This is a genomic window from Pseudonocardia oceanicola, from assembly GCF_047200735.1.
GTDB lineage: Bacteria > Actinomycetota > Actinomycetes > Mycobacteriales > Pseudonocardiaceae > Pseudonocardia.
Window position 1 is genome coordinate 146,648 of the sequence record NZ_JBJZON010000010.1, and the last position, 16,020, is coordinate 162,667.

Below are 16,020 nucleotides of genomic sequence, written 5' to 3' on the forward strand. Positions count from 1 at the left end.
CGGGGCATTCCCCTGCAGCACGGCGAACGCCCTGGTCCGCCGCGGGTGCGGCGGGCCAGGGCGTCGTCGAGCGGAGCGGTCAGCGCAGGTCGAAGCGGTCCAGGTTCATGACCTTGTCCCAGGCCTTGACGAAGTCACGGACGAACTTCTCCTTGGCGTCGTCGGCGCCGTAGACCTCGACGATGCCGCGCAGGATCGAGTTGGAGCCGAAGACGAGGTCGACCGCGGTGGCGGTGCGCACCACGTTGCCCTGGGCGTCGCGGGCCTCGTAGACGCCCTCGGTGTCCTTCGACGTGCTCCACTCGACCCCGAGGTCGAGCAGGTTGCGGAAGAAGTCCTGCGACAGGACGCCCGGCCGGTCGGTGAAGACACCGTGCTGCGTGCCGCCGGTGTTGGCGGCCAGCACGCGCAGGCCACCGATCAGCACGGTCAGGTCCTTCGCCGAGAGCTCGAGGTTGTAGGCCCGGTCGACGAGCAGCGTCTCCGGCTCGAGCTTCACGTCCGGGGAGATCCAGTTGCGGAACCCGTCGGCGCGCGGCTCGAGGTAGCCGAACGTGTCGACGTCCGTCTGCTCCTGCGACGCGTCCGTACGACCGGGGGCGAACGGCACGGTGACGTCCACGCCCGCGTCCGCGGCGGCCTTCTCGACGGCGGCGGCACCGGCCAACACGATCGTGTCGGCGAGCGAGACGGGCTTGCCGAAGGCCTGGCGGACCTCGTCGAGCTTCGCGATGACCTCGGCGGTGCCGGCGTTGACCGGCCAGCTCGCCTGCGGCTCCAGGCGCAGCCGGGCGCCGTTCGCGCCGCCACGCTTGTCCGTGGTGCGGAAGGACGCCGCGGACGACCAGGCGGTGTGCACGAGCTGGGAGACCGTCAGACCGGAGGCCAGGATCTGCTTCTTGAGCTCGGCGGCGTCGGACTCCGACAGCAGCTCGTGCTCGACGGCCGGGACCGGGTCCTGCCAGAGCTGGACCTCCTGCGGCACCCACGGGCCGACGTAGCGCGACACCGGGCCCATGTCGCGGTGCAGCAGCTTGAACCAGGCCCGCCGGTAGGCCTCGGCGAACTCCTCGGGGTTGTCGCGGAACCGCTCGGAGATCTTGCGGTACTCCGGGTCGGCGAGCAGCGACAGGTCGGTCGTCGCCATCATCGGCGGGTTCTTCTTGCCCTCGATGTGGGCGTCGGGGACCAGCTCCTGGCCCTCGGCCTCCTTGGGCTTCCACTGCTTGGCGCCCGCCGGGCTCTCGGTGAGCTCCCACTCGAAGCCGAACAACATGTCCCAGTAGCCGTTGTCCCACTGGGTGGGGTTCGGGGTCCAGGCGCCCTCGAGGCCGCTGGTGACGGTGTCGGGGCCCTTGCCGGTGCCGTTCTGGTTCTTCCAGCCGAGGCCGCCGGAGAACACCGGGCAGCCCTCCGGCTCCGGGCCCACGAGGTCCGGGTTCCCGGCGCCGTGCGCCTTGCCGAAGGTGTGGCCGCCGGCGATGAGGGCGACGGTCTCCTCGTCGTTCATCGCCATCCGACCGAAGGTGACGCGGATGTCGTGCGCCGACGCGACCGGGTCCGCCGAGCCCTTCGGGCCCTCCGGGTTGACGTAGATCAGGCCCATCGTGACGGCGCCGAGCGCGCCCTCGAGCTCGAGCGGGGCGTCGCCGCTGTAGCGCTCGTCGCCCAGCCAGGTGTCCTCCGGACCCCAGAAGACCTCGTCCGGCTGCCACACGTCCGGCCGGCCGAAGGCGAAGCCGAAGGTCTCGAAGCCCATGTCCTCGTGGGCCACGTTGCCGGCGAGCACCAGCAGGTCGGCCCAGGACAGGTTGCGGCCGTACTTCTGCTTGACCGGCAGCAGCAGGCGGCGGGCCTTGTCCAGGTTCCCGTTGTCCGGCCAGCTGTTGAGCGGGGCGAAGCGCTGGGCCCCCTCGCCGGCGCCGCCGCGGCCGTCGTGCTGCCGGTAGGTGCCGGCGGCGTGCCACGACATGCGGATGAACAGCGGGCCGTAGTGGCCCCAGTCCGCGGGCCACCAGTCCTGCGAGGTGCGCATGACCTGGACGATGTCGGCCTTCACGGCCTCGAAGTCCAGCTGGGCCACGGCCTTCTTGTAGTCGAAGTCGTCGTCGCCGAGCGGGTCCGACTCACGCGAGGTCCTGGTGAGCACGGACAGGTCGACCTGGTTCGGCCACCAGTCGCGGTTGGTCCGCGGCCGGTGCTCCGTGTGGGAGGTGGGGCCGGCGAGGGCGGGGTTCTCGCTCTCGCTGCGGCTTGCGGTGCTGTCGGTGCCCTGGGGGCTCGCGGACGAGTCGCGGGGCTTCGGGTCGGTCACGTCGGTCCTTCCTGAGGGGCCTGTGGTGGGTGCGTCTGGTCTGGCGGGCGCGCGCTCAGCGGTCCGCGGGCGAAGACTGGCAGGCGGGGCAGAGGCCCCAGTACACGACCTCGGCCTCGTCGATCGCGAAGCCGCCGTCGTCCGACGCGGTCAGACACGGCGGCTCGCCGACGGTGCAGTCGACGTCGCGCACCGTGCCGCAGGAACGGCACACGAGGTGATGGTGGTTGTCTCCCACCCGCGCCTCGTAGCGGGCGACCGAGCCGGCCGGCTGGATGCGGCGGACGAGGCCGGCGTCGGTCAGGGCGCGCAGGACGTCGTACACGGCCTGGTGGGACACCGACCCGAGTCGTGCCCGCGCCGCCGCGAGCAGGGTCTCGGTGTCGGCATGGGGGTGCTCGTGCACCGCCGCCAGCACGGCGGTGCGCGGTGCGGTGACACGCAGCGCGGCGTCACGGAGGGAACGCTCGATCTGCGCTGGGCTCTGCACGGGACCGATCCCACCACGAAGACCTGACTGGATCAAGTCCAGAACGTAAGTCGGTCGGGTGGAGGGCCGGGGTCGACCCCGTCGGGCGCTCGGCGCTGCGAGTGGACCTCTCTGACCGCTCGTCCCGGTAGATCTTGACACCCGTCCTGGATCGGGCCACGGTCGTTTCGTCAGCAACGATGCCGACGATCGAGGGACGACCATGTCGCTGACCTTCTACCTCGACAAGGGCGTCTCCCTCGATCCCGAGGCTCCCTGCCTGACCTTCGACGGGCGCTCGCTCTCCTACGGCGAGGTCGTCGAGCTCTCCCACGCGGTCGCCAGGGCGCTGCGGCGGTCGGGCGTCGGGCCCGGGGACAAGGTCGGCATCCTCTCGGCCAACGACCCGACGGCGTTCTCGTGCGTCTTCGGCATCGCCCGGGCGGGTGCGGTGTGGTGCCCGATCAACCCGCGCAACGCGGCCGCGGAGAACGCCGAGCTGCTCGACCTGTTCGACTGCTCCCTGTTGATCTTCCAGCCGACCTTCGACGAGCTGGTCGCCGAGATCGCCCCGACGCTCCCGAAACTCGCCACGCTCGTCCGCCTCGGTGAGGAGGACGGTCCGGCCCAGGCGTTCGGCCCCTGGCTCGACGCCGCGCGCGCGGACCCGGACGCCGAGACCGCCCAGCCCGACGACGTGGTGGCCCTGGTCGGTACCGGCGGCACCACCGGGCGGCCCAAGGGGGTCATGCTGACCGATCGCAATCTCGAGGCGATGTCGGCGATCACGCTGATGAGCTATCCCTTCGAGGGGCGCCCGGTGTACCTGGCCCTGGCGCCGCTGACCCACGCGGCCGGCGTGCTGTGCTTCCCGATCCTCGCGCTCGGCGGCGAGGTCGTGATCATGGCGAAGTCCGACGTGGGCCGGTTCCTGGAGCTGATCGAGCGGCACGGGGTCACCCACACGTTCCTGCCGCCGACGGTGATCTACATGGTGCTCGGCCATCCGGCGCTCGACAGCACGGACCTGTCGTCGCTGCAGTGCTTCTGGTACGGCGCGGCGCCGATGTCGGTGGCCAGGCTGGCCGAGGCGCTCGACCGGATCGGGCCGATGGCGCAGCTCTTCGGGCAGTCCGAGGCCCCGATGATGATCTCGACGATGTCCCCGGCCGAGCATCGTCGGCCGGACGGGACGATCGCCGCGGATCGGCTGTCGTCGGCCGGCCGACCCTCGCCGCTGGTCACGGTGGCGATCCTCGACCCGCAGGGCCGGCCCGTGCCGCGCGGGGAGCGGGGCGAGATCTGTGTCCGGGGTTCGTTGGTGATGGCCGGCTACTACCGCAACCCCGAGGCCACGGCCGAGGCGTCCGCCCACGGCTGGCACCACACCGGCGACATCGGCTTCCTCGACGCGGACGGCTTCCTCCACGTCGTCGACCGCGCCAAGGACATGGTGATCACCGGCGGGTTCAACGTCTACTCCGCCGAGGTCGAGCAGGCGCTGATGGCCCACGACGCCGTCCGCGACTGTGCCGTGGTCGGCCTGCCCGACGAGAAGTGGGGCGAACGGGTCACCGCCGTGGTCCAGCTCCGGCCCGCGGCCGAGGTCGACCTCGACGAACTGGTCGCGTTCGTCAAGCAGCGGATCGGCAGCGTCAAGGCGCCCAAGCAGATCGAGATCTGGCCGGACCTCCCGCGCTCCACCGTCGGCAAGGTCCTCAAGACAGAGATCCGCACGACCCTCAGCGCAGTACCGCAAGGAGGCGGAACCCGATGAAGCTCGCCCTCTACCTGCCCAACTTCCGCGACAAGGTGACCGTCAAGGAGCTGGAGGACCTCACCGCGCTCGCCGAGGAGCTCGACTTCGACTCCGTCTGGACGCTCGACCGGATCGTCGTCCCGGAGGCGTCGGACCGGCAGGAGCTGCAGTACCCGTTCGGGATGATGGACGGTCTGCCCAGGGCACTGCCCGTGTCCTCGCGCGGCCAGTGGTTGCAGGGCTACCCGCTGATCCCGTGGCTCGCGGCGAAGACCTCGAAGGTCCGGATCGGCATGAGCATCATCGACACGCCGTTCCGTGCCCCGGGCGTCCTGGCCGCGGAGATGGCCACCATGGACCACCTCTCGAACGGTCGGCTCAACGTCGGCGTCGGATCCGGGTGGATGCCCGAGGAGTTCGCGGCCGCGAGCGCCGCGCACATCTTCCCGAAGCGGCACCAGCACGTGCGCGAGACGATCGAGGTGATGCAGGGCATCTGGACCAACGACCTGTTCGAGTACCACGGCGAGTTCGCGGACTTCGATCGCTGCGGGTTCGGGGTCAAGCCGCTGCAGGACCCGCTGCCGATCTTCTTCTCCGGTCTCAAGGACCCGGCGCGGGCGGCCAAGCGCGTCAGCAATTACGACCTCAAGGGCTGGATCGGGATCCAGGACTCGCCCGAGGACATCGCCACCTGGCGCGGCGGGATCGAGCGCGAGCTCGAGGAGATCGGCAGCCCACGCAAGATCGGTGACCTCGAGATCAGCAGCATGATCTGGACGGTCATCACGGACGTCGACCTGGACGACTCGCCCGCGGGCAAGGTCACGAACCTCCTGGCGGGCAGCGAGCGGCAGATCACCGACAAGCTCAAGGAGTACAAGGAGGCCGGGATGACGATGCCGATGTTCTGGCCGCCGTTCGCGGACGTCCCGGTGTCGAAGACCCTCGACGACCTCAAGCGGATCAAGAACGACATCATGCCGAAGGTCGAGGCCTCCTGACATGAGCGAGCTCGAGGGTGAGCGGGTCCTCGTCACCGGGTCCGCCGCCGGGATCGGCGAGGCGTCGTGGATCACCGGCGGCCACGACGTCCTCGACGGCGGGCTGACCGCCTCCCTCGTGTGAGCATGTGCGACGGGCCGGCGCGACCGGGACCGTCGCACAGGGAGGCGGTGCCGATGACCGACACGCTCTGGAGCCCGACGGCGGCCCGGATCGAGGGCTCCGCGCTGCGCGAGTACCTGGACTGGCTGGAGGAGCGCGAGGGGCGGCCGTTCCCCGACCACGACGCCCTGTGGGCCTGGTCGGTGGAGGACGTCGACCGCTTCTGGCTGTCCATCGTGGACTACTACGGGGTCGAGTTCTCCGCGCCGTGGACGCAGGCGCGCACCGCCGACCCGATGCCGCACACCCGCTGGTTCACCGGGGCGCGGCTGAACTGGGCCCAGCACGCACTGCGCCACGGGGCCGACTCCTCGGTGGCGGTGGTGTGCGTCCGGGAGGGCGGGGAGCCGGCGCGAGAGATCACGTGGGGCTCGTTGCGCCGGTCGGTCGCGGCGGCGGCCGGCTGGCTGCGGCGGGCCGGCGTGCGCCCCGGCGACCGGGTCTGCGCCTACCTGCCGAACACCGAGCACGCGGTGATCGGCGTCCTCGCCGCCGCCGCGGTCGGCGCGGTGTGGTCGTGCTGCTCGCCGGACTTCGGCGCCGAGGGCACCATCGGTCGTCTCGCGCAGCTCGAGCCCACCGTGCTCATCGCGGCGGACGGCTACCACTGGAACGGCACGGAGATCGACCGCGCCGACGTCGTCGCGCAGCTGCGTTCCGGGCTGCCCACGCTGCGGCACGTCGTCCACGTCCCGTACGTCTTCGACCGGCCCGCTCCTCCGGGTGCGCTCCCGTGGGACTCGGTCCTCGCCGAGGACGTGCCGCTCGAGTTCGAGCAGGTCGAGTTCTCCCACCCGCTCTGGGTGCTGTTCACCTCGGGCACCACCGGGCTGCCCAAGGGCCTGGTCCACGGCCACGGCGGGATGACGCTGCAGGGCCTGATGTGGTCCGGGCTGTACTGCGGGCTGCGCCCCGCTCCGCGCGAGCCGGGCGCCGCCGAGCGGATGTTCGCTTTCACCTCGACCGGCTGGGCGCTGTGGAACATGCAGCTGGGCGTGCTCACCCGGGGCGCGAGCATCGTGCTGTACGAGGGCAGCCCCGGCCACCCGGCGGGCGCGGTCTTCGAGGTCGCGGCCCGCGCCCGGGCGGACGTCATGCTGCTGGGTGCCGCCGTGGTCATGGCCACGGCCAACACCGGCGTGTCGCCGCGCCAGGAGCACGACCTGAGCCGGCTGCGGCACGTGATGGTCAGCGGCTCGGCGCTGCCCTCGGCCGGCTACCACTGGATCATGGAGCACGTCGGCCCGGACGTGCGGATCGACTCGACCAGCGGCGGCACCGACGTCTCCGGCGCGTTCGTCGGGGCCAACGAGTACGCCCCGGTCCGGGTCGGGTGCATCGGCGGCCGCCTCGCCGGTGTCGACTGCGCGGCGTGGGACGAGGACGGCAAGCCCGTCGTCGACCAGGTGGGCGACCTCGTCGTCACCCAGCCGATGCCGTCGATGCCGGTGTACCTGTGGAACGACCCGGACGCCGTGCGCTACACGGAGTCCTACTTCGACACCTGGCCCGGCGTCTGGCGGCACGGGGACTGGGTCACGTTCCACGCCGACGGCAGCCTCGCCATCCACGGCCGCTCGGACTCGACCCTGAACCGGCAGGGCGTCCGGCTGGGCAGCAGCGACTTCTACGACGTGCTCGAGACCATGCCGGAGATCAGCGAGGCCCTGGTGGTCGGCGTCGAGCAGCCCGACGACGGCTACTGGCTGGGTCTGTTCGTCGTCCCGGCTCCCGGTGTCCCGCTCGACGGAGGGCTCCGGGATCGGATCAGGTCCACGCTCCGTACCCGGCTGACGCCCCGCCACGTCCCGGACGAGATCGTCGAAGCCCCCGCCGTCCCGCACACGTTGAGCGGCAAACGGCTCGAGGTGCCGATCAAGAAGCTGCTGAGCGGCCGGCCGCTGGAGAAGGCCGCGAACATCGCCTCGGTCGACGACCCCGACGCGCTGCGCTGGTACGCGCGGTTCGCCGCGTCCCGGTGGTGAAGCTCGGCGCCTACCTCGCGCATCTCGGTTCCGGTCGGCCGTACGACGTCGCCTCCTGGGCCCGGCGGCTGGTGGACGCGGGCTTCGAGAGCCTCTGGGCGCCCCAGATCATCGGGCGTTCCGGCTTCGTCCCCGACCCGTTCGTCGCGTTGGCGGCGGCCGTCGTCGTTGCTCCCGAGGTCGAGATCGGCCCGGCCACGATCCAGGTCCCGCTCCACCACCCCGCCGACCTCGCCCACCGCATCCGGTCGCTGCAGCTGGTGTGCGGGGACAGGCTGGTCATGGGCCTCAGCCCCGGGTCGACCGAGACCGATTACGCGCTCCTGGACCGGGACTACCGCAGCCGCTTCCGCACGTTCGACGAGAACGTGGCCCGGCTGCGGGACCTGCTACCGGCCCCGCCGCCCTTCCTGCTCGGCTCCTGGGGCGCCAACGTCGAGAAGGCCGCCAGGGACTTCGACGGCTGGCTCGCCTCCGCCCACCGCCGCACCCCCGACCAGATCCTCGAGGCTCTCCGGCGCTTCCGAGTGGCGGGTGGCGGACGAGCCATCGTCTGCGCCATCCCACTCTCCGACCCGTCCGACCTCGCCCCGGTCGGCGAGCAACTCCACCGCTACGCCGAAGCAGGCTTCGACGACGCGGTGGTGGTGATCGAGCCGGGAGGGCCCGATCCCGAGAAAGTCAGAGCCCTCTTTCCCTGATCCGTCACTGCCGCAGCATGGGACCGAGCCCGAATTCGTGCCTGCCGGTCGCTAGGTCTGGCTCCGCGTTCAGGATTCGGCGCCCGTCACGGAACGAGCGAAGCGGACGCCTCTGCGCGGAGCACGCCGGTCGCCCACTCGGTACGGGTGTGGCGGTGCAGGGGACTGGCGTAACCGCGCCTGCCGAGCACGGACCGGAGCGCGCTGCGTGGGGAGTGATCGCGGTGTGACGAAATCGTTGCTTGCTGACGCGCAGCACTACGTTAACTTTCTCAAGCATCGCCTGGGGATCGCGCGGGCCGCCGAGGAGCGCGCGACCGAACTGCCGCCAGGCTGCCGTACGTGGCGATCGACAGCGACGCCGGACGTCGAGGAGAGCGATGAGCGACAGCCCCGAGGCCGCCGAGCCCTCGACCGCACCCCCGGTCGAACAGCCACTGCGCCTCGGCGTCGTGGCCGAGTCCACGAAGGCGGAGACCCGGGTGGCGATGACCCCGGACACCGTCCGCAAGGTGCTCGACCTGGGGTACGCGGTCACCGTCGAGGCCGGTGCCGGCGGGCGGGCCGGGTTCGACGACGCGGCCTACCTCGCCGCGGGCGCGGAGGTGTCCGAGGGGCCGGTGTGGGACGCCGACGTGGTGGTCACGATCGACGCCCCGGCTCCGGACGAGATCGAGCGGCTGCGCCCGGGGGCCACGCTGGTGTCGATGCTGGCCCCCGCGATCGAGCCGGACCGGCTGGGCAAGCTGGCCGAGCGGGGCGTGACCGCGCTGGCGATGGACGCGGTGCCGCGGATCAGCCGGGCGCAGTCGTTGGACGTGCTGTCGTCGATGGCGAACATCGCCGGGTACCGGGCGGTGATCGAGGCGGCGCACGCGTTCGGCCGGTTCTTCACCGGTCAGGTGACCGCGGCGGGCAAGGTCCCGCCGGCCAAGGTCCTGGTCGCCGGGGTCGGAGTGGCCGGCCTGGCGGCGATCGCCGCGGCGAACAGCCTCGGCGCGGTGGTCCGCGCGACCGACCCCCGCGCCGAGGTCGCCGAGCAGGTGCGCTCGCTGGGCGGGGAGTACCTGGCGGTCGAGGTCGAGCAGGAGGCGTCCACCGACGGGTACGCGAAGGCCACCTCGGAGGCCTACGACCGCCGGGCCGCGGAGATCTACTCCGAGCAGGCCGCGGACTGCGACATCATCATCACCACCGCGCTGATCCCCGGCCGCCCCGCACCGCGACTGATCACCGCCGAGCAGGTCGCCTCGATGCGCCCGGGCAGCGTGATCGTCGACATGGCCGCCGCGCAGGGCGGCAACGTCGAGGGCACGGTGGCCGGCGAGGCCGTCGTCACCGACAACGGGGTCACGATCATCGGCTACACCGACCTGCCGGGCCGGCTGCCCGCGCAGGCCTCGCAGCTCTACGGCACCAACGTGGTCAACCTGCTGAAGCTGCTCACCCCGGCCAAGGACGGGCGGCTGGTGCTCGACCTCGACGACGTCGTGGTGCGGGGGCTGACCGTGGCCCACGCGGGCGAGACGTTGTGGCCGCCGCCCCCGGTGTCGGTGAGCGCGGCCCCCGCCGCCCAGCCCGTCGTCGCCCGGCCCGAACCCGAACGGGAGAAGCAGCGCTCGCCGTGGGCGCGCGCCGGTGTGGGGATCGCCGGTGCGGTGGTGTTGTTCCTGGCGACGGCGTTCGCGCCGGCGGAGCTGGCCGGGCACCTGACGGTGTTCGTGCTGGCCATCGTGATCGGCTTCTACGTGATCGGGAACGTGCACCACGCCCTGCACACGCCGCTGATGTCGGTCACCAACGCCATCTCCGGGATCATCGTCGTCGGCGCGATCCTGCAGATCGGCACCGGCGGCGGTGGGCTCGTGCTCGGGCTGGCCGCGGTGGCGGTGCTGCTGGCCTCGATCAACATCGTCGGTGGCTTCGCGGTGACCCGCCGGATGCTGTCGATGTTCTCCCGTAGCCCCGGACGGAGCTGAGCTGGTGCAGACGTGGACGACGGCGGCCTACCTGATCGCCGCCCTGCTGTTCGTGATCAGCCTCGCCGGGCTGTCGAAGCACGAGACCTCCCGGGCCGGGGTGGTGTTCGGCATCGCCGGGATGACCATCGCGCTGGTCGCCACGGCGATCGTGGCACTGGGCTCCGCGTCCGGGCTCGGGATCGCGCTGCTGCTGGTGGCCCTGGTCGTCGGCGCGGCGATCGGGCTGTGGCGGGCCCGGGTCGTCGAGATGACCGGCATGCCCGAGCTGATCGCGCTGATGCACAGCTTCGTCGGCCTGGCCGCGGTGCTGGTGGGCTGGAACGGCTTCCTCGAGGTGGAGGGGGAGCGTGCGGACCCCACCACGGGTGCTGGGGCCGGTCACACCGAGCTGGCCGGGTCGCTGCTGGGCATCCACCACGCCGAGGTGGTGATCGGGGTGTTCATCGGCGCGGTGACGTTCACCGGCTCGGTCGTGGCGTACCTGAAGCTGTCGGCGAAGATCGCCTCGGCGCCGCTGACCCTGCCCGGCAAGAACGTGCTGAACCTGGGCGCCCTGCTGGCCTTCGCCGTGCTCACCGTCGTCTTCGTGATCACCCCGCAGGTGTGGCTGCTGGGGGTGGTCACGGTGCTGGCGCTGCTGCTCGGCATCCACCTGGTCGCCTCGATCGGCGGCGGGGACATGCCCGTGGTGGTGTCGATGCTCAACAGCTACTCGGGCTGGGCCGCGGCGGCGTCGGGCTTCCTGCTGGGCAACGACCTGCTCATCATCACCGGCGCGCTCGTCGGGTCCTCGGGTGCCTACCTGTCCTACATCATGTGCAAGGCGATGAACCGCTCGTTCCTCTCGGTCATCGCCGGCGGCTTCGGGGCTCCCGCCGCGTCGGGTGGGGCCGAGGTCACCGGTGAGCACCGGGAGATCGACGCCGCCGGCGTGGCCGATCTGCTGGCGAACGCCCGCTCGGTGGTCATCACCCCCGGCTACGGGATGGCCGTCGCGCAGGCGCAGTACCCGGTCGCGGACCTGACCCGCACGCTGCGCGACTCCGGCGTGGAGGTGCGGTTCGGGGTGCACCCGGTCGCCGGGCGGCTGCCCGGCCACATGAACGTGCTGCTCGCCGAGGCCCAGGTCCCCTACGACATCGTCCTGGAGATGGACGAGATCAACGACGACCTCGCCGACACCGACGTCGTGCTCGTCATCGGCGCCAACGACACCGTCAACCCGGCCGCGGCCGAGGACCCGGGCAGCCCGATCGCCGGGATGCCCGTGCTGCGGGTGTGGGAGGCCGGCACCGTCGTGGTGTTCAAGCGGTCCATGGCCACCGGCTACGCCGGCGTGCAGAACCCGCTGTTCTTCCGCGACAACACCCAGATGCTCTTCGGCGACGCCAAGGAACGCGTCCAGGACATCCTCGCCGCACTGAGGACGGACGCGCTCGCTCGCCGGTGAGGCCGGCCGGGCCTCGGCCGACCCGCACGGCGTCTCCCGGCCGCTACCGGACGACCTCGAAGACCTGCTTCTGCACCCCGTTGGCGTACGCCCGGCTGTCGACCAGCCGCAGCATCTGCTTGTCCTTGTCCGTCTCGCTGAACAGCCGCTTGCCCGCACCGAGGAGCAGCGGGAACACGAGCAGGTGGTAGCGGTCGATCAGGCCGGCGTCGGAGAGGGCGCGGCTGAGCGTCGCGCTGCCGTGGATGATGATCGGGCCGCCCTCGGTCTCCTTCAGGGCGGCGACCTCGTCGAGCGTGCGGAGCAGGGTGGTCTCGCCCCAGTTCGTCGCGAGGTCGGCCTCGGACAGGGTCGAGGAGACGACGTACTTCGGCATCGCGTTGTAGTCCGCGAAGTCGTCCATGGTCGGCCAGACCGGCGCGAAGGCCCGGTAGCTGACCCGGCCCAGCATCATCGCGGTGGCCTCCTTCTGCTCGCTGTCCTTCAGCTCGTAGGCGTCGGGGTCCTGGGCGATGTCCGTGAAGGTCCAGCCCGACGAGCGGTGCCCGGGCTCACCGCCCGGGGCCTCGACGACGCCGTCGAGCGAGATGAAGGCGGTGGAGATCAGTGTGCGGGTCATCGGTGCCTCTCAGGGGTGCTGACGTGCTCTCGCGGGGGAGACCGTCCGGCCGCCGGGAACTCATCGGCCGCCGACCCGGGGGCGGGCGCTGGCCGATCACCGGCGGGCCGGGCACGATCGGGGTGGACCAGTATCCAGCGCCGATCCGCGGGAGCCGCTCGTGTCCCCTGTTCCGTCCGACGACCTGACCGTGCTCGACGCCTGGTGGCGGGCCGCGAACTACCTGTCCGTCGGGCAGATCTACCTGCTCGACAACCCGCTGCTGCGTGAGCCGCTGGCCCCGGAGCACGTCAAGCCGCGCCTGCTCGGCCACTGGGGGACCACGCCCGGGCTCAACCTGCTCTACGCCCACATGAACCGGGCGATCCGGGCCCGCGACCTGAACGCCCTGTACGTGACCGGGCCCGGCCACGGCGGGCCCGGGCTCGTGGCCAACGCCTACCTCGACGGCACGTACAGCGAGGTCTACTCGGGCATCGGGGAGGACCACGACGGGCTGCGCGCGCTGTTCCGGCAGTTCTCCTTCCCGGGCGGGGTGCCCTCCCATGTGGCGCCGGAGACGCCCGGGTCGATCCACGAGGGCGGTGAGCTCGGCTACGCGCTGGTGCACGCCTACGGCGCGGTGTTCGACAACCCGGACCTGCTGGCCCTCTGCGTGGTGGGCGACGGCGAGGCCGAGACCGGCCCGCTCGCGGCGAGCTGGCACTCGAACAAGTTCCTCGACCCGCGCCGCGACGGGGTCGTGCTCCCGGTCCTGCACCTCAACGGCTACAAGATCGCGAACCCGACGGTCCTGGCCCGGATCCCGGAGGAGGAGCTCGCGGCGCTGCTGCGCGGCTACGGCTACGCGCCCCGGTTCGTCACCGCCGGGATCGACACCGAGCACGCTGCCGTGCACACCGAGCTCGCCGCGACCCTCGACGCCGCGCTCGACGACATCGCCGCCATCAAGGCGGACCCGCCCGCCGGCCGCCCGACCTGGCCGATGATCGTGCTGCGCACCCCGAAGGGCTGGACCGGGCCGGCCGTGGTCGACGGGAAGCCGGTCGAGGGCACCTTCCGCGCCCACCAGGTCCCGCTCGCCGGAACCCGGACCGACAAGGGCCACCGCGCCCAGCTCGAAGAGTGGATGCGCAGCTACCGGCCCGAGGAGCTGTTCGACGACGACGGGCGGGTGGTCGGATGGGTCCGCGCCCTCGCGCCGGAGGGCGGGCGGCGGATGAGCGCCAACCCGCACACCAACGGCGGGCTGGTGCTGCGCGACCTCGCGATACCGGACTTCCGCGCCCACGCCGTGCCGGTCGACAAGCCCGCGGTCGAGATGAGCGAGGCGACCCGCGTCCTGGGTGAGTTCCTGCGCGAGGTGATGCACCGCAACCCCGACCGCTTCCGGCTGTTCGGGCCGGACGAGGTGGCGTCGAACCGGCTGCAGGCGGTGTTCGACGAGACCGACCGGGCCTGGAACGCCGCCCGCGAGCCGGGCGACGACCACCTGGCCCCGGACGGGCGGGTCATGGAGATCCTCTCCGAGCACCTGTGCCAGGGCTGGCTCGAGGGCTATCTGCTGACCGGCCGGCACGGGCTGTTCACCAGCTACGAGGCGTTCATCCACATCGTCGACTCGATGCTCAACCAGCACGCCAAGTGGCTCAAGACCACCCGGTCGATCCCGTGGCGGGCCCCGCTGGCGTCGCTGAACTACCTGCTGTCCAGCCACGTCTGGCGCCAGGACCACAACGGCTTCAGCCACCAGGATCCCGGCTTCCTCGACCACGTCGTGAACAAGAAGGCCGAGATCACCCGCGTCTACCTGCCGCCCGACACCAACACCCTGCTGTCGGTCGCCGACCACTGCCTGCGCAGCAGGCACTACGTCAACGTCATCGTCGCCGGCAAGCAGCCGCAGCTGAACTACCTGTCCATGGACGAGGCCGTCGCGCACTGCACGCGGGGCCTGGGCATCTGGGACTGGGCGTCGACCACGGGCAGCGACGGGGAGGACGAGCCCGACGTCGTGCTGGCCTGTTGCGGCGACATCCCCACCCTGGAGACCCTCGCGGCGGCGACGCTGCTGCGCGAGCACCTGCCCGAGCTGAAGGTCCGGGTCATCAACGTCGTGGACCTGATGCGGCTGGAGCCGGACCGCGAGCACCCGCACGGGCTGTCCGACCGCGAGTTCGACGCGCTGTTCACCACCGACAAGCCGGTGATCTTCGCCTTCCACGGCTACCCGTGGCTGATCCACCGGCTGACCTACTCCCGCCGTGGGCACCACAACCTGCACGTGCGGGGCTACAAGGAGGAGGGCACCACGACCACGCCCTTCGACATGGTCATGCTCAACGACCTGGACCGCTTCCACCTGGTCATGGACGTGATCGACCGGGTGCCGTCGCTGGGCAGCCGGGCCGCGACCCTGCGCCAGCGGATGGCCGACCGGCGCCTGGCCGCCCGCGCCTACACCCGCGAACACGGCGAGGACGACCCGGAGATCGCGAACTGGCGGTGGGCATGAGGGTCCTGGTGGTCAACGCCGGTTCGTCCAGCCTCAAGCTCCGCCTCCTCGGGCCGGACGACGAGGTGGAGCGAACCGCGGACACCGAGCCGGGCGCCGACCTCGACGGGCTCGTGCGCGACTGGCCGACGCCCGACGCCGTCGGCCACCGCGTGGTGCACGGCGGCACCCGGTTCACCGACCCCGTCGTGATCGACCGGACGGTGCGGAAGGAGCTCGAGGACCTGTCCGCGCTCGCCCCGTTGCACCAGCCGAAGTCGCTGGCCGGTCTCGACGCCGTCGGCGCGCTGTTGCCCGACGTCCCGGCCGTGGCCTGCTTCGACACCGCCTTCCACGCCACGATCCCGGAGGCGGCGGCGACCTACGCCGTGCCGAGGCGGTGGCGGGAGCGGTACGCGATCCGCCGCTACGGCTTCCACGGCCTGTCCCACGCCTGGTGCGCGGCGCGCGCCGCCGAGCTGACCGGGGCCCGGCGCGTCGTCACGGCGCACCTCGGGGCCGGGGCGTCGCTGGCCGCGGTGCTCGACGGGCGCAGCGTGGACACCACGATGGGTTTCACGCCGCTGGAGGGGCTCGTCATGGCGACCCGCTCCGGCACCGTCGACCCGGGCCTGGTGCTGTGGCTGGAGGAGCACGAGCACCTCAGCCCGCACGAGGTCGCCGATACCCTGGAGAAGCGCTCGGGGCTGGCGGCGCTGGCGGGTACGGCGGACATGCGGGAGGTCGTGGCGGCCGCCGCCCGCGACGAGGCCGACGCCGCCCTCGCCCTCGACGTCTACGTCCACCGGCTGGCCGCGGGGATCGCCTCGATGGCCGCCGCGGCCGGTGGCCTGGAGGTGCTGGCGTTCACCGGCGGCGTCGGCGAGCACGCCGGAGGGATCCGGACCCGGGCCGCGCAGCGGCTCGCCTTCCTCGGCGTGGCGGTCGACCCCGCGCAGGAGGACAGCACCGACGGCGAGATCACCGGGCCCGGGGCGGCCGTCCGCACCCTCGTCGTCCCGGCCCGGGAGGACCTCGAGATCGCCCGCGGCACCCGCGCGGCCCTCGGGTGAGACGGCC

The 16,020-nt window shown here is 71.9% G+C and carries 12 protein-coding genes; 9 read left to right on the forward strand and 3 right to left on the reverse strand.

Annotated elements, in window-relative coordinates; translation table 11 throughout:
• Positions 1 to 79: 79 nt before the first annotated feature.
• Positions 80 to 2,314 carry a catalase/peroxidase HPI gene (gene katG, locus ACL02T_RS16810; protein ID WP_412831660.1) on the reverse strand — a complete coding sequence of 745 codons (2,235 nt, stop codon included), beginning with the start codon at positions 2,312 to 2,314 and terminating at the stop codon, positions 80 to 82.
• 55 nt (positions 2,315 to 2,369) lie between these two features.
• Positions 2,370 to 2,804 (reverse strand): Fur family transcriptional regulator, encoded by a 435-nt coding sequence (locus ACL02T_RS16815; RefSeq protein ID WP_412831661.1) that lies wholly within the window; start codon positions 2,802 to 2,804, stop codon positions 2,370 to 2,372.
• Between the two features lie 202 nt (positions 2,805 to 3,006).
• On the opposite strand from ACL02T_RS16815, the gene ACL02T_RS16820 reads away from it, so the two are divergent.
• The 7 genes from ACL02T_RS16820 (at position 3,007) to pntB (ending at position 11,827) form a co-directional block, all read left to right on the forward strand.
• Entirely contained in the window at positions 3,007 to 4,560 is a 1,554-nt protein-coding gene (locus ACL02T_RS16820) for an acyl-CoA synthetase (protein ID WP_412831662.1), read from the forward strand.
• Positions 4,557 to 5,546: an LLM class flavin-dependent oxidoreductase gene (locus ACL02T_RS16825; RefSeq protein WP_412831663.1), complete on the forward strand. Its 990-nt coding sequence runs from the start codon at positions 4,557 to 4,559 to the stop codon at positions 5,544 to 5,546. Before ACL02T_RS16820 ends, ACL02T_RS16825 begins: the two co-directional genes overlap by 4 nt.
• 1 nt (position 5,547) lies before the next feature.
• The gene (locus ACL02T_RS16830) at positions 5,548 to 5,670 is read left to right on the forward strand and encodes a hypothetical protein (protein WP_412831664.1); all 123 of its coding nucleotides are present in this window, start codon (positions 5,548 to 5,550) and stop codon (positions 5,668 to 5,670) included.
• Positions 5,671 to 5,723: 53 nt separating this feature from the next.
• The gene (locus ACL02T_RS16835) at positions 5,724 to 7,694 is read left to right on the forward strand and encodes an acetoacetate--CoA ligase (protein ID WP_412831665.1); all 1,971 of its coding nucleotides are present in this window, start codon (positions 5,724 to 5,726) and stop codon (positions 7,692 to 7,694) included.
• Positions 7,691 to 8,395: an LLM class flavin-dependent oxidoreductase gene (locus tag ACL02T_RS16840; protein WP_412831666.1), complete on the forward strand. Its 705-nt coding sequence runs from the start codon at positions 7,691 to 7,693 to the stop codon at positions 8,393 to 8,395. The genes ACL02T_RS16835 and ACL02T_RS16840 overlap by 4 nt, the downstream gene beginning before the upstream one ends.
• A 380-nt stretch (positions 8,396 to 8,775) precedes the next feature.
• The gene (locus ACL02T_RS16845) at positions 8,776 to 10,374 is read left to right on the forward strand and encodes a Re/Si-specific NAD(P)(+) transhydrogenase subunit alpha (RefSeq protein ID WP_412831667.1); all 1,599 of its coding nucleotides are present in this window, start codon (positions 8,776 to 8,778) and stop codon (positions 10,372 to 10,374) included.
• A 4-nt stretch (positions 10,375 to 10,378) separates the two neighbouring features.
• A complete protein-coding gene (pntB, locus tag ACL02T_RS16850; protein WP_503129091.1) occupies positions 10,379 to 11,827 on the forward strand; it encodes a Re/Si-specific NAD(P)(+) transhydrogenase subunit beta in 1,449 nt (482 codons plus the stop codon).
• 43 nt (positions 11,828 to 11,870) lie between these two features.
• On the opposite strand, the gene ACL02T_RS16855 is transcribed toward pntB, so the two are convergent.
• Positions 11,871 to 12,446 carry a dihydrofolate reductase family protein gene (locus ACL02T_RS16855; RefSeq protein ID WP_412831668.1) on the reverse strand — a complete coding sequence of 192 codons (576 nt, stop codon included), beginning with the start codon at positions 12,444 to 12,446 and terminating at the stop codon, positions 11,871 to 11,873.
• A 160-nt stretch (positions 12,447 to 12,606) separates the two neighbouring features.
• Between ACL02T_RS16855 and ACL02T_RS16860 the strand changes: the two genes are divergently transcribed.
• Entirely contained in the window at positions 12,607 to 14,961 is a 2,355-nt protein-coding gene (locus tag ACL02T_RS16860; protein ID WP_412831669.1) for a phosphoketolase family protein, read from the forward strand.
• Complete coding sequence (locus tag ACL02T_RS16865) at positions 14,958 to 16,013, forward strand: acetate/propionate family kinase (RefSeq protein WP_412831670.1); 1,056 nt, start codon at positions 14,958 to 14,960, stop codon at positions 16,011 to 16,013. Before ACL02T_RS16860 ends, ACL02T_RS16865 begins: the two co-directional genes overlap by 4 nt.
• The last annotated feature ends 7 nt before the right edge of the window (positions 16,014 to 16,020 follow it).